At 65.2% G+C, this 18,238-nt stretch carries 19 protein-coding genes and 1 pseudogene; 9 read left to right on the top strand and 11 right to left on the bottom strand.

Features of this window, described 5'->3' with window-relative positions:
• Window positions 1–7: 7 nt before the first annotated feature.
• Window positions 8–373 (bottom strand): DUF4345 domain-containing protein, encoded by a 366-nt coding sequence (locus tag OHA42_RS19145; protein WP_406238916.1) that lies wholly within the window; start codon window positions 371–373, stop codon window positions 8–10.
• Window positions 373–783 (bottom strand): hypothetical protein, encoded by a 411-nt coding sequence (locus OHA42_RS19140; protein ID WP_406238914.1) that lies wholly within the window; start codon window positions 781–783, stop codon window positions 373–375. Before OHA42_RS19140 ends, OHA42_RS19145 begins: the two co-directional genes overlap by 1 nt.
• A 167-nt stretch (window positions 784–950) precedes the next feature.
• On the opposite strand from OHA42_RS19140, the gene OHA42_RS19135 reads away from it, so the two are divergent.
• Window positions 951–1,916: a CPBP family intramembrane glutamic endopeptidase gene (locus OHA42_RS19135; protein ID WP_406238912.1), complete on the top strand. Its 966-nt coding sequence runs from the start codon at window positions 951–953 to the stop codon at window positions 1,914–1,916.
• Window positions 1,917–1,940: 24 nt separating this feature from the next.
• On the opposite strand, the gene OHA42_RS19130 is transcribed toward OHA42_RS19135, so the two are convergent.
• A complete protein-coding gene (locus OHA42_RS19130) occupies window positions 1,941–2,540 on the bottom strand; it encodes a TetR/AcrR family transcriptional regulator (RefSeq protein WP_406238910.1) in 600 nt (199 codons plus the stop codon).
• A 216-nt stretch (window positions 2,541–2,756) separates the two neighbouring features.
• Here OHA42_RS19130 and OHA42_RS19125 point away from each other — a divergent pair, with 216 nt between their 5' ends.
• From OHA42_RS19125 to msrA, 3 genes are all read left to right on the top strand, one after another.
• A complete protein-coding gene (locus tag OHA42_RS19125; RefSeq protein WP_406238908.1) occupies window positions 2,757–3,776 on the top strand; it encodes a crotonase/enoyl-CoA hydratase family protein in 1,020 nt (339 codons plus the stop codon).
• A gap of 232 nt (window positions 3,777–4,008) precedes the next feature.
• The gene (gene msrB / locus OHA42_RS19120; RefSeq protein WP_406238906.1) at window positions 4,009–4,464 is read left to right on the top strand and encodes a peptide-methionine (R)-S-oxide reductase MsrB; all 456 of its coding nucleotides are present in this window, start codon (window positions 4,009–4,011) and stop codon (window positions 4,462–4,464) included.
• 44 nt (window positions 4,465–4,508) lie between these two features.
• Window positions 4,509–4,976, top strand: coding sequence for a peptide-methionine (S)-S-oxide reductase MsrA (gene msrA, locus OHA42_RS19115; protein ID WP_406239463.1), 468 nt, complete (start codon window positions 4,509–4,511; stop codon window positions 4,974–4,976).
• A 105-nt stretch (window positions 4,977–5,081) separates the two neighbouring features.
• Here msrA and OHA42_RS19110 read toward each other — a convergent pair whose 3' ends face one another.
• Together OHA42_RS19110 and arsM are read right to left on the bottom strand one after the other, a co-directional pair.
• Window positions 5,082–6,038: a hypothetical protein gene (locus OHA42_RS19110; RefSeq protein WP_406238905.1), complete on the bottom strand. Its 957-nt coding sequence runs from the start codon at window positions 6,036–6,038 to the stop codon at window positions 5,082–5,084.
• Between the two features lie 316 nt (window positions 6,039–6,354).
• Window positions 6,355–7,221, bottom strand: coding sequence for an arsenite methyltransferase (gene arsM / locus OHA42_RS19105; protein ID WP_406238903.1), 867 nt, complete (start codon window positions 7,219–7,221; stop codon window positions 6,355–6,357).
• Window positions 7,222–7,336: 115 nt separating this feature from the next.
• On the opposite strand from arsM, the gene OHA42_RS19100 reads away from it, so the two are divergent.
• The 4 genes from OHA42_RS19100 to OHA42_RS19085 all read left to right on the top strand — a co-directional run bounded on the left by OHA42_RS19100 (window position 7,337) and on the right by OHA42_RS19085 (window position 10,333).
• Window positions 7,337–7,711 carry a metalloregulator ArsR/SmtB family transcription factor gene (locus OHA42_RS19100; RefSeq protein ID WP_406238901.1) on the top strand — a complete coding sequence of 125 codons (375 nt, stop codon included), beginning with the start codon at window positions 7,337–7,339 and terminating at the stop codon, window positions 7,709–7,711.
• The gene (locus tag OHA42_RS19095; RefSeq protein ID WP_406238899.1) at window positions 7,708–8,451 is read left to right on the top strand and encodes an aquaporin; all 744 of its coding nucleotides are present in this window, start codon (window positions 7,708–7,710) and stop codon (window positions 8,449–8,451) included. The genes OHA42_RS19100 and OHA42_RS19095 overlap by 4 nt, the downstream gene beginning before the upstream one ends.
• Window positions 8,452–8,467: 16 nt before the next feature.
• The gene (locus OHA42_RS19090; RefSeq protein ID WP_406238897.1) at window positions 8,468–8,872 is read left to right on the top strand and encodes an arsenate reductase ArsC; all 405 of its coding nucleotides are present in this window, start codon (window positions 8,468–8,470) and stop codon (window positions 8,870–8,872) included.
• A 264-nt stretch (window positions 8,873–9,136) separates the two neighbouring features.
• Window positions 9,137–10,333: a glycosyltransferase gene (locus OHA42_RS19085; RefSeq protein WP_406238896.1), complete on the top strand. Its 1,197-nt coding sequence runs from the start codon at window positions 9,137–9,139 to the stop codon at window positions 10,331–10,333.
• Between the two features lie 147 nt (window positions 10,334–10,480).
• Here OHA42_RS19085 and OHA42_RS19080 read toward each other — a convergent pair.
• From OHA42_RS19080 to OHA42_RS19060, 5 genes and pseudogenes are all read right to left on the bottom strand, one after another.
• Window positions 10,481–10,582 (bottom strand): annotated as a pseudogene (locus OHA42_RS19080) (hypothetical protein); the annotation flags it as partial.
• 125 nt (window positions 10,583–10,707) lie between these two features.
• Window positions 10,708–12,273, bottom strand: a complete 1,566-nt coding sequence (locus OHA42_RS19075) for an APC family permease (protein ID WP_406238894.1) — start codon at window positions 12,271–12,273, stop codon at window positions 10,708–10,710.
• Window positions 12,274–12,553: 280 nt separating this feature from the next.
• Window positions 12,554–13,129, bottom strand: a complete 576-nt coding sequence (locus tag OHA42_RS19070; protein WP_406238892.1) for a TetR/AcrR family transcriptional regulator — start codon at window positions 13,127–13,129, stop codon at window positions 12,554–12,556.
• 99 nt (window positions 13,130–13,228) lie between these two features.
• Complete coding sequence (locus OHA42_RS19065) at window positions 13,229–14,245, bottom strand: agmatine/peptidylarginine deiminase (RefSeq protein WP_406238890.1); 1,017 nt, start codon at window positions 14,243–14,245, stop codon at window positions 13,229–13,231.
• Entirely contained in the window at window positions 14,242–15,222 is a 981-nt protein-coding gene (locus OHA42_RS19060) for a nitrilase-related carbon-nitrogen hydrolase (protein ID WP_406238889.1), read from the bottom strand. Before OHA42_RS19060 ends, OHA42_RS19065 begins: the two co-directional genes overlap by 4 nt.
• Before the next feature lie 759 nt (window positions 15,223–15,981).
• Here OHA42_RS19060 and OHA42_RS19055 point away from each other — a divergent pair.
• Complete coding sequence (locus tag OHA42_RS19055) at window positions 15,982–16,605, top strand: hypothetical protein (RefSeq protein ID WP_406238887.1); 624 nt, start codon at window positions 15,982–15,984, stop codon at window positions 16,603–16,605.
• A gap of 153 nt (window positions 16,606–16,758) precedes the next feature.
• On the opposite strand, the gene OHA42_RS19050 is transcribed toward OHA42_RS19055, so the two are convergent.
• Window positions 16,759–17,997 (bottom strand): alkane 1-monooxygenase, encoded by a 1,239-nt coding sequence (locus OHA42_RS19050; RefSeq protein ID WP_406238885.1) that lies wholly within the window; start codon window positions 17,995–17,997, stop codon window positions 16,759–16,761.
• Between the last annotated feature and the right edge of the window lie 241 nt (window positions 17,998–18,238).

The following is an 18,238-nucleotide window of genomic DNA, read 5'->3' as shown; positions in this document are numbered from 1 at the left end:
GAACGCCTCATGCGATCGCGATCAACAATCCCGCACCGACCGCTTCGACGCAGAAATAGAACCAGATCGGATAGAACGGTGTCGCGGTGTCGAGTAGCCGCGACACCAACCGGCCGCAGGCCATGCCCGCCAACGCGATACCGACAGCAATCACGATTCCGGCGTGGCGGTCGGTGCTGCCCGCGGCCGCCCACCACAGCATGGCCGCCACCGCGATGCCGAATCCGCCGTATACGGCCCGGATTTCGGAACGGCTCTGCGGCGTCTGGACTCGGATGCCGAACGGCCGGGCCAGCGCGGCCGGAGCGATCAGCGCGAACACGCCCATGGCACAGAACATCACACCGATAGCGACGACGGTTGCGGTCCTCATCACGACGCCGCCACCCGGATCGATGCAGGATCGGACGCCTTGCGCGTCACGAGCGCGAACCCGACGGCGAGCGCGATCAATCCCGCGACATCGAACCACGCGATCCGCACGAGCGACGAGTTTCCCGAAGGCTGGGCCAGCACCAGAATGATGAAGCCCGCGAAACTCGTCGCATTCGCCGTCACCGCGGCGTTGCGCAGATGCGGCCGAAAAGCGGCGACGAGCAATCCGACGCCCACTATCCCGAACAGCACCCCCCGATGCCGCAGCAACACCTCGACATCACTGCTCACCGCATCGATGCCATATGCCGAGCGGGCCCACTGCGTCGATACCGCGCCGAGCATCGGCACCACATTGAGTAATCCGGCTGCAACGAGCAGCCCCAGTCCCCACCGTCGCACACCCATATTTCCTCCGATTTCCGTCGCTGCGATCATGACGGGCACACGGCCTCTTCCGCTTCCAGAAACGTGTCGCGGCGCAAGCGGGTCCTCCTTTAGGAGGTTGTGGCTCGGAGTCGGTGTCGCCGAAGCTGGATCGCAACCGATTCAGTGCTTCGAAGGAGACCGCTCCGTTGCCCAGGCTCGACGTTCGCAATGCCGACACCACAGCGGCCGGTTTGTCCGCCCTGCGCCGGGGCGCACAAACCAGGGGTGGCCTGGTTCTCGCAGGTGGGCTGGCGGTATTCGTCGGTGCTGTGGTCGGCCTGCTCGTCAGCGGTCACGACTCGATCGTCCCGTCCACGGACTCCGATGATCGACTGCCGCTGGCGGGTGCGTTGTTGCCGGTCGCCGCGGGGTTGCTGCTGGTGCGACTGGTGCCGCCGCGCGCGGCCGTGCTCGCGCCCGAGGTCATCGGAGACCGGCGGGTGCTGGTCAGGGAGACCGCGGTGATCGCCTCGGTGGCGGTGCTGATCCCGATGGTGTTGTTCGCGCTTATCGTCGTGGGGACGTCGAGTGATGTCGTCCAAACCCTATGGGCCCTCGGCAAGCCGATATTCTTTCTGATCCTGCCCTGGCTCGCATTCCGGGCATTCCGCTGGGCGCATGACATATCGGCGCCACCTCGGGAACAGCACGTGTGGTGGCCGCGCCGCGGGTGGCGCTGGCTCGCACCGATTCCCGCGCTGCTGATCTTCGGCTACCTCAGTTCGGTCGGGCCGTTCTCCGGTCCGCTCCCGAGTGCGGAGGATTATCCGGATCCGGTGGTGCTGGTCATCGGCGCCACGGTGACCGTGTTGACCGCCAATATTGGCGAGGAAGTGTTCTACCGCGTCATGCTGCAGACCCGGCTGGAAGCGCTGCTCGGCCGCTGGCCGGCAATCGTGCTCGCCGCGTTGCTGTTTGCCTGGCTGCACCTCCCGACACACGGACAGGGTTCGGCCGCATTGAGCGGATTGCCGCTCACATTGGGAGCCATCGTGGCATTCCAAGGCACCTACGCGCTGTTCGCCGGTTACCTCTGGGCTCGGTATCGCAATGTGTGGGCGTTGGTGGCGGCCCACACCATCATCAATACCGTTCCGTTGCTACTGATGTAGGCCGATGGGCAGGCAAGTACCGATCTAACGCCTCCCGCCGACACCGCCCGATCGATCCCGGCCGTCCGCAGCCGAGGGCGCGGCGTCGAAGGCAAGCAGCACGCGGATGGCGTCGGCCCAATGCCGCAGCGTCGTTTCGACCGATTTGTCGGAGGTGTGCAGCACCCTGGCGATCGCTGTGCCGCGCAGCATCGTGATGGTGAGGTCGCGGACCACCGGATACCGCGGGTGTGTGGTGATCAGCGGGCCGAACAGATCATCGACAACGTGGAACAGATCGCGGCCCGCCGCGCGCTCGGCCGCGAGCAGCACCACCGCCAAGTCGGGGTCGGTGCGCGCGGCCGCCCACAACTCGAACTCCGCCTGCGCGGGCGGTCGCGTCATCGTCTCGTGCAGTGCCGTCAACGTGCGTTGCACCGGGTCGGCGGAGTCCCCGAGCCGTGCTGCGGCGGTGCGCGCCGCCTGCTCGTTCAGCTCGACCAGATTGGCGATCAGCGCTTTCGACAGATCATGGATGGTCGGGAAGTGGTGCAGAAGCGCGCCGCGGCTGAGACCGGCCGCGTGCTGGACAGCGACCGTGGTCAGGGCCGAGTAGCCGCGCTCGACCAATAGCTGGGTTGCCACGTCGAGGATGCGAGCTCGGGTGGCTCGCTTCTGTGCGTCGCGTGTGGTCAATGCCGGCCTTTCGCTGTGTTCGGCCATCGACGCCCGAGAATTTCACAGTCACTATTGACTGTCAATGCCGCGATCGGTCAAGCTCCATACGAACGCCCGGCTTCGCCGGGCCGAACCGGACGCGGCGGCACCCGCCGTAATTCCGCCCCAGCGAAGGGAAAAACCTTGACCGACAACAACACTCATTCCGGTCAGCGCCCGGCAGCGTGGTATGAGAACTGGACGGAGGTGCCCGATTCCCCCTGGCAGAATCGGCCAGAGCCCGGCGGCGACCGCGAATACCGGACGCTCACTTACGAGCGCGACGGACGCATCGCACGAATCACCTTCAATCGTCCGGAGAAGGGCAACACCATCACGCCCGACACCCCGATCGATCTGGCGCACGCGGTCGAGCGCGCCGATCTGGATCCGCGGGTGCACGTGATCGTGGTGTCGGGGCGCGGCAAGGGTTTCTGCGGCGGCTACGACCTGGACATGTTCGCCGAACAAGGCTTCGGCGGCGCCGACGCCGCCGTCGACACCACGGGCACCGTTGCCGACCCGGTGGTGCAGGCGGTCAACCACAACCCCTGGGGCACCTGGGATCCGATGATCGACTACGCGATGATGAGCCGGTTCAATCGCGGCTTCGCCAGCCTCATGCACGCCAACAAGCCCACCGTGGCCAAACTCCACGGCTTCGCCATCGCGGGCGGCACCGACATCGCGCTGTACGCCGACCAGATCATCTGCGCCGACGACACCAAGATCGGCTACCCGCCCACCCGAGTCTGGGGCATCCCCGCCGCAGGTATGTGGGCACACCGGCTCGGCGACCAGCGCGCCAAACGACTGCTCTTCACCGGCGACTGCCTCAGCGGCAAACAGGCCGAGGAATGGGGTCTCGCTGTCGAATCGTGGCCCGCCGACGAACTCGACGCACGCACCGAAGCCCTCGTCGAGCGGATCGCACGCATGCCGGTCAATCAACTGATGATGGCCAAACTCGCCCTCAATTCGGCACTGCAGTCCCAGGGAGTCGCCAACTCCGCCATGATCAGCACCGTCTTCGACGGCATCTCCCGCCACACTCGCGAGGGCTACGCCTTCCAACTTCGTTCGGCCACTGTCGGTTTCCGCGAGGCTGTCCGCGAACGCGACGAGCCCTACGGCGACCACAAGCGTGCCCAGTTCGACCGCTGACCACCTGCCCGACGGACGGCGAACAAACAGACCCGTCTCGGAGTGCCGACGAGGAAGTTGGATGCCGCAGCGATCGGTGTGCGCAAGGCCGTGGTGCTGATGATGCCCTGACGAAACAGCGATGACGCGCGGCCGACCCGAGCGATTGTGACCCGAAATGTGACGCCGCCGCTGGGTGGGACTTTCCGGACCGCAGTCAGGGTTGTACGTGGCGTCGATATGAGGAGGTCATGTGGCACCGGAATACAACAGGAATCCCGCCGCGGTCACTGCGCTGTCGCCGGAGCAATATCACGTCACGCAGGAGAACGGGACCGAGCGAGCATTCACGGGCGAGTACTGGGACAATCACGAGCCGGGTATCTATGTGGATGTGGTGTCCGGTGAGCCGTTGTTCGCCTCGGTCGACAAGTTCGACAGTGGCTCGGGATGGCCGAGTTTCACCAAACCGATCGACGCCGCGAATGTGGTCGAGAAGCGGGACTTCAGTCATCTGATGATCCGCACCGAGGCGCGTTCCACGCACGGTGACAGCCATCTCGGGCATGTGTTCACCGACGGGCCACCCGCGGCGGGCGGCCTGCGGTACTGCATCAATTCGGCGGCGCTGCGGTTCATCCACCTCGACGACCTCGAGGCGGCAGGTTATGAGCAGTACCGAACTCTCTTCGCGAAGGAGCAAGCGTGACCGACACGCGGAAGGCGATTCTGGCAGGCGGATGCTTCTGGGGCATGGAGGACTTGATCCGCAAGCAGCCAGGGGTGGTGTCGACGCGGGTCGGCTACACCGGCGGACGCAATGACCACCCCACCTATCGCAATCACCCGGGCCACGCGGAGGCGGTGGAGATTGTCTACGACCCGACGCGGACGGACTACCGGACGCTGTTGGAGTTCTTCTTCCAGATCCACGATCCGTCGACGAAGGACCGCCAGGGCAACGACATCGGCACCAGCTACCGTTCGGCGATCTTCTATCTCGACGACGATCAGCACCGTGTCGCGCTGGACACCATCGCCGATGTCGACGTCTCGGGCCTGTGGCCGGGCAAGGTGGTCACCGAGGTGACCCCGGCGAGCGAGTTCTGGGAGGCCGAGCCCGAGCACCAGGACTACCTGCAGCGCTACCCGGACGGCTACACCTGCCACTTCCCGCGACCGGGCTGGAAGCTGCCGAAACGGCAGACCACCGCACAGTAGGCACGGCACGCCGCGCCGCCCCGGACGGAGCCGCTGAAGCCATTCGAACGCGGGGCGGCCGGATTCGTTTGCCGAGCAACGTGGCAGCTGCGGACCGTGACCTGTTCATCGCGGGTCTCGGTCAATCGGGCTGGTCGGCCCGAGAGCTTGCGCCGCTGTTCTGAGCTGCTCGGCTTCGGGCTTTCCGCCCAGATCCTCCAAACGTTCTGTCTGGCGGGTCATCGCGTCGAGGAGAACGTTGGTCATGGAAGCCTTGGCTTCGATGGCGCTGTCGCCCAGGGCGGCGAGGCTGCGCCGGTCCAGGGCGATCTGCTCGGTAGCGACGGCAACGGCGGCGTCGGTTCGGCCCGAGAGGTCGAGGAAGTACGTTTCGAGCGTGAGCGAATCGGCAAAACGGCCGAGGTAGGGGCGACCGAGAACGGTTCGGGTGATGCGCCGGCGCAGCGCCGCCGATTCGGCACTGTGCGTGATGGCCTGCGCGAGTTCGCCTGCAGCGCCGAGCTTTCTGGCCGTTTCCAGCTGGAACTCCGCGACCTCGTCGAGTATCTGATGGTAGTCGAGGACGAACGGAGGCACCTGTACCCCGATCAGCTCCCTGGCGGTGGGGAGCGTGACAGACAGGGAGTGGGCGGCGTCGAATTCCGAGGTGTTCGGCTTGACCAGTTCGGTATGAATCGTGAACCGCAGCAATGGCCCCTGCAACCACGCACGACCGACCTCGGTCGCCACCGCCCTGGCCATGATCACCGCCCCGATCAGACCCACACCGATGGCCGCGAGCCACACCCAGGGCGATTCGTGCAGGACTTTCACCACCGCGGCAACGGCCTCGAGCACGCCGAGCGCGATGAACACCCCTCCGCTCACCGCGATCACCCAGCGCCGTTTCGCACTGAGCGCGATCTCGACCAGGCCTTGGAATGTTCCTACCAACCCGATACCGGGTAGCAGCGCGAAGATGAAGTATTCGTTTCCGGTCAGCAGGATCAGCGGAACGACGACCGCCAGGATGACGACCGTTCCGATCAGAACCGCGCTGAGTCTGGGGAGCTCATCACCCACGCGACCACTCTCGCACGAGACCCGCTACCGGACAGGGGTTTTCACCCGTTCCGAAACCGGAATCCCGGCCCGCGGGAAAGGTAGGACTGAACCCGAGGTCGATGACTCCACAGCACCGACGCCGCCGAAACGCGGCACGCGCCTGCGGCGGACTCGAGTAGTGGCCTACTCGACTTGGCGTCGCTGCCCGCTGGCTCCCCGGCTGAATGACGCCACCTCGCGGATCGCGTGTGAATCACGGTATGCATGCGACTGCGGGTCTCCCAATAGCTCGAGCCATTCGACGACCAGCGCCAGTACGAAATCCGGCGCAAGGCTAGTGCTGGCTTGCCGCATCGGGTGGCGACGGCTCGCCATCGGGAGAGCAACAGCCGGGCGCGCAGCACGAGTCCACGGCGGCCGGATCTTGGGATTCGGCCGCCGTCCCGGCACCGGGTTTGACAGCTTTGATGATCGCGGAGTGCATGCCGTCGGCGACCTCATGGGTCGAGGTGATCTCGATGTCGGTGAATCCGACTGCAGTGAGGTGGTTTCGGTACTCGGTGAACGACAGCGCCCCTGCGATACAGCCGACATAATCGCCTCGTTCGGCGCGCTGGGGTGGGGTCAATTCGTCCTCGGCGAGGACATCGGCGATACCGATGCGCCCACCCGGGGTCAGGACTCGGGCCATCTCGGCGAAAACGGCGGGTTTGTCGACCGACAGGTTGATCACACAGTTGGAGATCACCACATCGATGGTGTTGGCGGGCAACGGAATCGCCTCGATGTTCCCTTTGAGAAATTCCACGTTGCGCGCGGCGGCCTTGGCGGTGTTCGCGAGTGCCAGGGCCAGCATTTCCTCGGTCATGTCGAGGCCGTATGCCTTGCCGGTCGGCCCGACACGGCGCGCGGAGAGCAGCACGTCGATCCCGCCACCGGATCCGAGGTCGAGGACACGTTCGCCTTCGCGCAGTTCAGCAACCGCGGTCGGGTTGCCGCACCCCAATGATGCTGCGGCTGCTCGGATCGGGAGCTGGTCGCGGTCGGTAGCCCCGTACAGGCTCGCGCCGAAGGTTTGATCGACCGCGATGGGATCGGTCCCGCAACAATCCTCGGCGACCCCGCCCGCGGCAACAGTTCTGGCCGCGTGCGCATACCGGGCTCGCACGGTTTCACGGAGTTCGATCTGCTGGTCTGTCATGACATCACGTCCCTGATTGGCTGGAATCCAGGCCGGAGCAGGTAACCGACCTAGCTGTATTGATGAATGTCTATACAGCTTGCGCCGCTGAATAGAAGTCTGTCAATATAGATGTGTGTCTAAACAGGATCTGCCAGTGATCGCCTCCACCGACTGCTGCAACAGCACCCTCGCCGCCCCGCTGGACCACGAGGTGGCCGTGGAGTTGGCGAGCGCGTTCAAGGCGCTGGCCGATCCCGTGCGGCTGCGGTTGCTGTCGCTGATCGCCTCCCGGCCCGGCGAGGAAGTGTGCGTCTGCGAGCTGACCCCGCAGTTCGCGCTATCCCAGCCCACCATCTCCCACCACCTCAAAGTGCTGCGCGAAGCCGGGTTGATCGACTGCCAGCGGCGCGGCACCTGGGTTTACTACTGGGCGATTCCCGCAGCGCTGCACCGACTTTCCGATGTCTTGGTCACTACCGGTGCCGACCGGGTCGAAGCACCCGCATGACCGACGTCGCTTTCACGCCCGTAGCACTGAAGCGTCGACTGCTGGCGGAGTTCACCGGGACTGCGCTGCTGGTGACCATCGTGGTCGGCTCGGGCATCGCGGCCAGCGAGCTTTCTCCCAACGATGTCGGGTTGCAGCTGCTCGAGAACTCCACCACCACCGCCCTCGGGCTCGCGGTGCTGATCCTGGTCTTCGGCCCCGTCTCCGGCGCCCACTTCAACCCGGCTGTCTCGGCTGCGGACTGGCTGCTGGGTCGCCGCCACGGCACCGGCCTGACCGGCGGCGATGTCGCCGCCTACCTGATAGCGCAGATCGCAGGAGGCGTGCTGGGCGCGATGCTCGCGAACATCATGTTCGATCACGAGCTGGTGCAGATCGCGACCCATCACCGCGCCACCGGCGGGCATCTGGTCGGCGAAATAGTTGCCACGGCAGGGCTGATCGCTGTCATTTTCGCCCTCGCGCGCACCGGCCGCGCCAGCTACTGCGCAGCTGCGGTCGGCGCCTACATCGGAGCCGCTTACTGGTTTACCAGCTCCACATCCTTCGCCAACCCCGCGGTCACCCTCGGGCGGATGTTCTCCGACACCTTCGCCGGGATCGCTCCCGCCTCGACCCTCGGATTCATCGCCGCTCAAGTCCTCGGCGCGCTGATCGGGCTCGGTCTGGTCACCGTCCTGTATCCGCATACCACTACCGCCGACAACACCGTCGTCCCGCACAATGTCTCTGCTGACTGAAAGGCGCTGTCCGCCAATGCCATCCAAGCCCAGCGTCTTGTTCGTTTGCGTCCACAACGCCGGCCGCTCGCAAATGGCCGCCGGATTTCTCACCCACCTCGCAGGTGCGGCCGTCGAAGTCCGATCCGCCGGAACCGCGCCCGCCGAAACCATCAACCCTGTCGCCGTCGAAGCGATGGCCGAGATCGGCATCGACATCGCTGATCAGACTCCGATAGTCCTCACCTCGGACACCGTCGAAACCTCCACCGTCGTCATCACAATGGGCTGCGGTGACACCTGCCCATTCTTTCCCGGCATCACCTACCTCGACTGGAAGCTCGGCGATCCCGCAGGCCAAGCCCTCGACGCCGTCCGGTCCATCCGCGACGAGATCGGACAAAGAGTCCGCAACCTACTCACCGAACTCGGCATCGACTGACAACATCGGACCACCGGGCCAGCGCCGTTGCGATCTCCGCCAGTACTGCAAAGGCACTCGGGTGGTGGACGAAGTGAGCAGTTTGCAGCATCTGCTCGGTGGTTCCGGGACACATTCGGGCCACCCGAAGCCACTCGTCACAGCAGCAGCGAGCCTGGACGAGTCATCACGCCGAAGCCATCGTCACCGGTGGGGACCCTTTGATCGCCGGACTTCCTATGGCCGACTACGGTCCACGCCGGAACACGCGAATAAGGAGTGACGTTGCGAGTGCTGTTGTCGACGAGCGGGACGCGCGGCGATATCGAGCCGGCCTTGGGGCTCGCGCTGCGGTTGCGGGAGCTCGGAGCCCAGGTGCGGGTGTGCGCGCCACCGGACTTCGAGAGGCGCTTCACCGAGCTGGGCGTGCCGCTGGTGCCGTTGGGACCGCCGATGCCAGGTTCGCACGGCACAAAAGCCTCGCTGGCGGATCGGCTGGACTACGCAGACCAGTGGCCCGCAGTTCAGTTCGACACGATCTCCACAGCAGCCGCAGGATGCGATGCGGTAATAGCAACCGGCATTACGGAGATCGCCGCCCGGTCGGTCGCTGAGAAGCTGGGAATCCACTACCAGTACGCGAGCTACCAGCCGACCAGCCTGCCCTCGCCACATCATCCGCCGATGCCGCGGATGCCGGGCGATCGGCCTGCGCCGGCGGCGATTGGTAACGAACTGCAGTGGGAGATCGACGCCCAGGGGTGGAACGCGGAGTTCGGTGAGGCACTGGATACCCGCCGGGCGGCGCTCGGGCTGCCACCGGTGGGCAGTGTGCGCGACCATGTAATCACCGACCGCCCGTGGTTGGCAGCGGACCCGGTTCTGGGGCCATGGCCAGAATCGCCCGGTCTGGACGTCGTACAGACTGGTGCCTGGATCGTGCCCGACGAACGGCCCCTCCCCGCCGAATTGGAGGCGTTCTTGGACGCGGGCACACCCCCGGTGTATATCGGCTTCGGCAGCATGTTGGTGCACAACGGCATCGCCCGGGTCGCGATCGAAGCAATCCGCGCGCACAACCGCCGTGCACTCCTCGCCCGTGGCTGGGCCGAGTTGGCCGTGATCGACGACCTCCCCGACTGCATGGCCGTTGGAGAGGTCAACCATCAGGCGCTGTTCACTCGGGTCGCCGCTGTCATCCACCACGGCGGCGCAGGCACGACAACGACCGCCGCCCGCGCCGGCGTGCCTCAAGTGGTGGTCCCCCAGATGATGGACCAGTCGTACTGGGCGCGCCGGGTGGTCGGTCTCGGCATTGGCACGGCGTGTGAGGACGTTGGTCCCGATATAGCGTCATTGTCCGCCGCTCTCGACATGGCATTGACGTCCACCACCCGAGCGCGCGCAAGCGTAGTGGCCAGCATGATCCGCGCCGACGGGGCGACCGTGGCAGCGAAGTTGCTGATCGACGCGATTAGTTAGGGAAGCTGTCGGAATGCTACTGCAACGCTGCCACGACGCCGGGAGGAGTTCGGCGATCAGCCCATCAGCACGTTCGATGCGATCTGCGCGGGTACACACCTGCTGGTCGCAGCGGGTGGCCACCACGTAGAACACGTCGCATGCTTCCAGCCGATCGCGCAGGTAACCGGCTCGGCCGTAAGCCTCATCGGCGGTGAACCACGCGAAGGGCAGCCCTGCGGCCAGGGCTCGCTCGAGCATCATGATCATCAGCCGCGGCTTCCCGGCGAACCCGACTTCGTCGGGGATCCCGGCGGCTCGGCAGCGGTCGCCGGTCGCCGGTCCACGAAACCGGAACATACAGTTCACGATCATCAGGGCATGTCGTTGCAGTACTAGGCGTCCGCCGTGATCAGAACCGGCACAGGCTCTTCGGTTACCGGAGTCGTGTGGGCGTCGAGGCCGCGGCGGAAAAAGTCGGGGTTGCGCCGGCGTGCTATCAGCATCAGCACGGCACCGAGCAGCAGGATGCCGAAGCCCATGTAGAACACGAGTCCGATACCGCCGATCGAGGCACCACTACCGTTGTCCGGGTCCATGCTTTCACGGACCGACACCAGGAACACCGCCAGCAGCATCGCGCCGCCGAGCAGCGGGAACAGGAATTTGAAGACGACGTTACGGGCGCTGGTGAACAGCTCCTTGCGGAAGTACCAGACGCAGGCGAAGGCCGTGATGCCGTAATACCAGCAGATCATGATGCCGAGTGCCGCAACGGTATCCAGCAGCGATCGCTCGGAAAGCAGGGACACGATCGCGTAGAAGGCTCCGGTCACCACACCGGCGACGATGGTGCTGAAGGTCGGCACCAGGTAGCGCGGGCTCACCTTGCTGAACTTCTTCGGGAACGCGCCGTAGGCGCCCATGGCGAGCATGGTGCGGGCCGCGGGCAGGAAGGTTGTCTGGAGGCTCGCGGCCGAGGAGGCGAGGATCGCGAGCAGCAGCAGCGGGCCCGCCCAGCCGAGTACCGGGTCGGCGAGCGCACCGAAGACATTGTCGGCGTTCTCCTCGTTGCCGAGGCCGAGCCCGGTGTCGCCGACACCGGCGTACATCATCACGGCGACCGCGACGAGCAAGTAGGTCAGCAGGATCGAGAGCACGCAGAGCAGTCCGGCCCGGCCGGGTACCCGCTTCGGGTCCTTGGATTCCTCGCCCAGAGTCAGGCAGGTGTCCCAGCCCCAGAAGGCAAAGATGGAGCCGGTCACCCCGATCATGAACGCGCTCAACGTGAGTCCGGTGAACGGGTCGAACCAGTCGAGATCGAAACTCAGCTGGGTGGGCGAACCGTGGCGGGCCACATGTACCAGCGCGGCGACCGCGAAGGCCAGCAGAATGATCATCTGGAACCCGACGAGTACGTACTGCACCCGCTCACTGGTGGTGATGCCGCGGCCGGCGACCAGGGTCGCGATCGCAACGAACACCAGCGTGGTGGCGATGTTGATGCCCTTGTGGTCGGCCAGCTCGGCAATGCCTGGACTACTGAAGATCCGCCCGAGGAACAGGTAGAAGAACTCCACCGCAATCGCGGCCAGGTTGGAGAGCACGATGACCGTCGCCATCACCATGCCCCAGCCACACATCCAGCCGACATAGGGCCCGAAGGCCTTGGTGGACCAGGTGAACGAGGCTCCGCAGTCGGGCATCCGCGCGTTCAGCTCGCGGTAGGCGTAGGCAGTCAAGAACATCGGGACGAAGCCGACGAGGAGAATGGCCGGCATCTTCAATCCGACCGCCGCGACGATCAGACCGATGCTGGCAGTCAGCGTGTAGCCGGGCGCGACCGTCGAGATCCCGAGGACCGCACCGGAGAAGGTGCCGATGGTACCTGCGGCAAGCCCCTTGTCGACCGGCCGCTCGCTGGTTTGTGCGGCGGGCGGGAGCTCGCTGAGGATGCTCATTCGTTTCCTCCTTCGGAAACCACGACCATTGGCACCTGGCGGACTCCGAGCAACGTCACGGCCGTAGCGGATAACGCTGCGAATTCGCCGTCGACGTAGTTCTGGAGTGCGGGACCGGTCATCGATTCACCGCCCGCTGAACGGGCGTTGTCTGAAATTTGCGTGGCCTTCAGTGTGCGCTGCGACACAGCCCACGACCTGCGCCGAGTTGGACACTGGGTCGACTTTTCTTCGACAATCTGTACAACCGCGCGCTGCCCTCGCGGCTGTTAGCTGAGCGCTACCCAGACCTCGGCAGCAGCGTCTCCAATGCGCTGCGCAGGTGCGCGCGGGCCTCTTCGGCGGCGAGCTCCCCCGATAGCCACCGCGCGGCCAAGCCCTCGGTCAGCGCTGTGATGATGAGCCCGACCTGTGGTGCGTCCACGGCACGGGACACATCATCGACCGCCTGGGCTACCCGAATAGCATCGACGATCTCGTCGATCCACTGCCGCGAAGTGCGGGCCAGCGGCTCACGCAAGGGCGGTTCATAGACCGCGCTTGCTCGCAATTCGTTCCAGGCCAAGGAGTTCTCGACCATCTCCGGCGTGTTCTCCAGCTCCGCGAGCATTTGTCCGATGAGCTGCTCGCGCGGTGACCCGGAGTCCTCCGCCGCCTTCCGGTAGACGCGGGACCGGTCGTTGATGTAGGTCAACGCGGCGGCGAGCAGTCCGTCACGGTCTTTGAAGTAGTAGTAGAGCAGCCCGGGTGACACCCCGGCCACCTGTGCGACATCACCCACGCGCAGCCCACGCACTCCGCGCTCGGCGATTGCGGCGGCGCTGGCCCGCAGGATTGCCTCCCGCCGGCTTGTCATGCCACGCACTTGCCTTCCCGCCCTTCATCATTCGCAGCTGTCATGATATCCCGCAACGGCCGCCGCTCACCGGCGCGCGGGCCGCCGTGCCCGGCAGCGCTACGCGGGCTGCTGCTGAGTGATGCAGTGGATACCTCCACCGCGCGCGAATATCTCGCGAGCGTCGACGGACACCACGCGTCGACCCGGGTAGGCATCGGCGAGGATGTCACGTGCCGCGGCATCGTGCGGATCGTCGAAGGAACAGCAGATGACGCCATCGTTCACGACGAGGTGATTGATGTAGCTGTAGTCCACCCAGCTCTCGTCGTCGCGCAGCACCTGCGGCGCGGGCACTTCGACTATCTCCCAGGGCTTTCCGTCGACATCGTGACTGTCGCGCAACACCGCCATGATCTCGTCGGTCACCCGCGCATCGGGGTGGGAGCGGTCGGACTGAGAGTGCACGAGCAGCCGCCCCGGTGCAGAGATGGCGGCGACGATATCGACGTGACCGCGGGTGCCGAACCGCTCGCTGTCGCGCGTGAGCCCGCACGGCAGCCAGATGACATGTTCGGCACCGATGGTGCGGGCCAATTCGGCTTCCACCGCGGCCTTGTCCAGCCCGGGATTGCGGCCAGGATCGAGCTGGACGGTCTCGGTGAGCAGTACCGTGCCCTGTCCGTCGACCTGGATTCCACCGCCCTCGTTGACCAGATTCGAGGCAATGACCTCGGCCCCGGCCAGTCCGCCGACGGTCGCCCCGATGTGGCGGTCGTTGGCCCAGCGGGCCCAGGCCTGTCCGCCCCAGCCGTTGAACACCCAGTCGACCGCGCCGAGGCGTCCGGCTTCGTCGCGGACGAAGGTCGGGCCGATATCGCGCATCCAGGCGTCGTCCAGTGGGGCCTCGACGATCTCGACGGCCTGCGACAGGTACCGGCGCGCGGCATCCCGGTCGGTGGGATCGACCACCATGGTGACGGGTTCGAAGTCGAGGATGGCGTGTGCGACCGCGGACCACGCGAGCCGGGCGGCGTGCGCGGACTCGGGAGTCGCCGAAATAGACGCGCCCAGCGGCGGGAACGCCATCCAGATCCGTTCCTGCGGTGCGGTTTCCGACGGCATCTTCCAGCTCATGCCTCCTCCCCGTACAGGCGGGCAGCATCGACCGGTGCGGTGAGGCGGGCGTAGGTGTCGGGCCTGCGAGTGGTCAGGAAGGGAAAAAGGCCGAGCCAGTCACGGCGCTGCTCCAGGTCGAGATCGGCGACCAGCACCGCCGCGGTGTCGCGTGGAGCGCGAACCAGCACGCGGCCGTAGGGGTCGGAGATGAACGACGAACCGTAGAAGCTCACGCTGCCCTCGTCGCCGAACCGGTTCGGCACGATCATGAAAGTGCCTGCGGTGATGCCATTTCCGACAATGACGTGGTGCCACAGTGGTTGCGTATCGAAGTCCGGGAACGACGGCTCCGATCCGATCGCCGTGGGGTAGACGAGGATCTCCGCACCACCGAGCGAGTAGGCCCTCGACACTTCGGGGAACCATTCGTCCCAGCAGGTCGGCAAGCCGATCGCGGCGCCGTCGAGCGCTGCAGGCCGATATACCGGGTAGGGGTCGTCGGCGGGTCCGGGGCGGAAGTAGGTGTCTTCGTAGTAGCCGTCGGTCACCGGGATGTGCAGCTTGCGGGTTCGGCCGATGAGTTCGCCGTCGGGCGAGACCAAGATCGCCGTGTTGAACCCGAGGCCGTCGGCAGCCTCCGCGCGCTCGTAGAGCGAGGCATGGACAGCGACACCATTCGCCTTCGCAGCCTCGGCGGCGAAGGCGAAGGTCGGACCCGAAAGCAGTTCCTCCGCAGCGCCGCCCGGATTCGCGCCGGCCCGCACGTCCGCCGGATAGCGCGACAGGGTCAACTCGGGAAGAAACACCGCCTGCGCGCCCTGTTCGGCTGCGATCCGGATGCCCGCGGCGAGCTGAGCGCGCAGTTCGACGGGGTCGGCCAGCCAGCGGTGCTGCACGACACCGACTCGGACGGGTCGACGCAGTGCAGCGGTCGTCCGCGCGAACGAGGGCGGTGGCGCGAACGCGGTCTCGAGGACGAACGTCGATCCATCCATGACTTCGATACCTCCTGGAATCGATGAACTGAAAATTCAGTCAATGCAGTCGGCAGTCGAAGCCGACTTCGGCGCACGCCCGACGTATCCGAACCACTCGGGGACCAGATCGCCTCGAACGCCACTTCCGTCGCAGCCCTGCGGGGTGTGTCCACGATGAGCAACGGCAGATACCGCACAGAAAACATTGCGAAATCGATACTGTCAACCACAACTAACAACTGATTTCGTTGTGTGATCATGATATTTAAGGCGAAGTGTGCTGTGACTTCTGTTCCGAACGGAGCCACTGGCCGATCGCGCCGCGTCCTCGAACAAGGAGCGGCCGTCACCCCTTCGCCATCACCGACGCCGACGGTGTGGTCGACTGCGACGACCTTCTGCGCGAGGCGGTCTGGGGTCGATGACGATGCACTGTCGGACGCGATCGCCACTTGTCTACGCACGTGATCGGCGTGCAGTACACACAGGTCCGCAGCTGGCCGAGTCAGCGCCGCACACCCGCCGGTCGATGGTCAACGAAATTCGCAGCCGTGTCCGGGAAAAATATGCCCTCGCCGTATCAGCTGCCGCGCGAGTCGCCCGATCGATGGCCCGCGACAGTTCGCCACCACCAAGTCTGATCGATCGGTTCGAGCGGTCGAGGACAGCCGCGCCGCGGTGCTGGTTCACGGCCGGGCTCCGACAGCCACCGTGTCGGTACAGTCCAAGTGCGGGCATCGCCGAGCGCGGATACGGCGCTTGGTCACGATCGTCGAGATGAGGAGGCCCCCGATCGAGCGTGTGCACGGTGCGCAAACCGAGCTCGAACAGGACGCCGCCAGCGCACCTGGTTTCGCGGTCCTGACGAGCGCAGCCCTTGGTGTGGCTGTTCTCTTGTGCGTCCACTTCGACTGGGCTCCGTTCATCGGCAACTCGACCGACGCCGATCAGTTCGTTGGTCTGGTGATCGGCGGGATTCTGCTGGGCACTTCCCTGCTGGTGTGGGCGATCAAGACCTTGTACCTGGTCGGCAGGGAGCACCGGTGGTCATGGAAGGTCGCCGCCGTGCCTGCGGTTGCCCTCGCGGGGATGGTGGCCGGGATGGTCTTTCGGCCCGACGGCTTCGACTCAGCACGTCCCGCAATGGAAGACATCGCGGTCGAGATGCAGCGCGCAGATGGACCGACCAGCCGCCGAGACCTGAGCCTCGGCGGGCTCGATATCAGCTTGGCTCAACGCGAATCCGATGGGCGCGTCTACTTCCACGACGCCGACGGGTTCATGGGCTCCACCGTCCGCGGCTGGGTGTATTCGCCTGGCACCGAGCCGGTAGGGGGTCACGTCCGGCTGTTCGAAAAGATGTACGGAGACTGGTACACGTTCGTCTTCAGCACCGAATGAGACCGCAGGCGGCCCAGCGCCAGAGCGGGTCGGACCATGACGAAGAGCGGCCCGCAGCGGAAGAAATAGCAAGCACAGCAGTACTGAATCACCGCGCCATGGGCTGCGCACGACCTCTCGTCACGGTGCGCGGATCAAACCGTCCCGACGATCCTATTCGTCACTGTTTGCCGAAGAGTTGCCGGTAGGTACGGTCCCCATTCGGTCAGTGAGTGACGGACCACCGAGGCGCGTCAGGAAGTGATAACTCCTCCTGAGACCGGGTTTCCTGTTGACGAGCGTGATGTCGCCACCGTAGTGGGCCATCACCCGGTGATTCATGACCGCGCGCCACAGCGGGGGCACGGCGGCCAGGACGACCATAGTGGCGTAGCCGGCAGGCAACTGAGGCGCCTCCTGGCTGCTGCGCAGGGTCTGGTAGCGACGCCCCGGGTTCGCGTGGTGGTCGCTGTGACGTTGGAGATGGAACAGGAAGACGTTCGTGATCAGACGGTCGCTGTTCCAACTGTCGCGCGGTGAGCACCGCACGTAGTTGCCGTTGGCGCGGCGCGCGCGCAGCAACCCGTAGTGCTCGACGTAGTTCACTGTCTCCAACAATCCGGCGCCGATCATCGCCTGCAGGAGCAAATACGGGATGACGGCGGGGCCGAAGACCAGAATCATCGTGCCGAACAACACAACACTCATCGACCATGCTTGCAGGAGATAGTTGTGTGGGCTGAACCAGCGTTTTCCTTTGCGGGACAGGCGTTCCCGTTCCAGGGCCAGCGCCGAGCGGAAGCCGCCGACTATGCTGCGCGGCAAGAACTCCCACAGTGACTCGCCGAACCGGGCGCTGGCCGCGTCCTCGGGCGTGGCGACGCGGACGTGGTGGCCGCGATTGTGTTCGACGAAGAAATGCCCGTATCCGGATTGCGCCAGAGCAACCTTTGCCAGCCAGCGTTCGAGATGCTCGGCCCGGTGGCCGAGTTCGTGGGCGGCGTTGATGCCGATGCCCGACACGACCCCCATCGTCACAGCCAATCCCAGCTTGTCGGCGAGGCTCAGTTCCTGCCTGGCCCACAGGTATCCGGCGATCAGCAGGCCGATGAACTGGAGCGGCAGGAAGAGGTAATTGCACCAACGATAGTAACGATCGTTGGACAACGACTCGTAGTCCTCATCGCGCGGATTGCTGCCGTCATCGCCCACCGCCAAGTCCAGCAGTGGAATTACCACGAACACAATGATCGGACCGATCCACCAAAACAGTTCCAGCCCGGTGTGGGCTACTAGTTGTGAGGGCAGTAGCGCACAACCCGGTGCGATCAAACCTAGAACCCACATATAACGTTTGGGGTCGCGCGCGTCTGTATTTTCAAAGATTGCCATAGTCGTCCCGTGATTCGACATACCCGGTTGAGAGTTTGGCCCGACGAAGAAGGTTCCGTCTAATCTTGTTGATCTAGAATAAACGTTTTCTCGCCGCTTACCAGCGATCCGTTGAAATAGCCGCCTGACCGGCCGGTTACCCAATCGATCCGGACCGCCGGAGATCGGTCGAGCCGAACTTTCTCCGAGAATCGTATGGGCGCACGGCTTCCCGCCTCGACGCACGAATAGTGGAACACCGCGAGGACTTTCGCCGCGGTAC

It is taken from the genome of Nocardia sp. NBC_01009 (assembly GCF_045208035.1).
GTDB lineage: Bacteria > Actinomycetota > Actinomycetes > Mycobacteriales > Mycobacteriaceae > Nocardia.
The sequence above is the reverse complement of the archived record's forward strand: the minus strand, read 5'-3'. Positions and strand labels throughout refer to the sequence as shown.

Bases quoted from the DNA above. Each gene is read 5' to 3' on its own strand.
- OHA42_RS19065 (WP_406238890.1), bottom strand. From the start codon at position 14,245: ATGAGCTGGAAGATGCCGTCGGAAACCGCACCGCAGGAACGGATCTGG.
- OHA42_RS19145 (WP_406238916.1), bottom strand. From the start codon at position 373: ATGAGGACCGCAACCGTCGTCGCTATCGGTGTGATGTTCTGTGCCATG.
- OHA42_RS19060 (WP_406238889.1), bottom strand. From the start codon at position 15,222: ATGGATGGATCGACGTTCGTCCTCGAGACCGCGTTCGCGCCACCGCCC.
- OHA42_RS19075 (WP_406238894.1), bottom strand. From the start codon at position 12,273: ATGAGCATCCTCAGCGAGCTCCCGCCCGCCGCACAAACCAGCGAGCGG.
- OHA42_RS19070 (WP_406238892.1), bottom strand. From the start codon at position 13,129: ATGACAAGCCGGCGGGAGGCAATCCTGCGGGCCAGCGCCGCCGCAATC.
- OHA42_RS19055 (WP_406238887.1), top strand. From the start codon at position 15,982: ATGAGGAGGCCCCCGATCGAGCGTGTGCACGGTGCGCAAACCGAGCTC.
- OHA42_RS19140 (WP_406238914.1), bottom strand. From the start codon at position 783: ATGGGTGTGCGACGGTGGGGACTGGGGCTGCTCGTTGCAGCCGGATTA.
- msrA (WP_406239463.1), top strand. From the start codon at position 4,509: ATGGAGGACTTGATCCGCAAGCAGCCAGGGGTGGTGTCGACGCGGGTC.
- arsM (WP_406238903.1), bottom strand. From the start codon at position 7,221: ATGACAGACCAGCAGATCGAACTCCGTGAAACCGTGCGAGCCCGGTAT.
- OHA42_RS19095 (WP_406238899.1), top strand. From the start codon at position 7,708: ATGACCGACGTCGCTTTCACGCCCGTAGCACTGAAGCGTCGACTGCTG.
- OHA42_RS19050 (WP_406238885.1), bottom strand. From the start codon at position 17,997: ATGTCGAATCACGGGACGACTATGGCAATCTTTGAAAATACAGACGCG.
- OHA42_RS19090 (WP_406238897.1), top strand. From the start codon at position 8,468: ATGCCATCCAAGCCCAGCGTCTTGTTCGTTTGCGTCCACAACGCCGGC.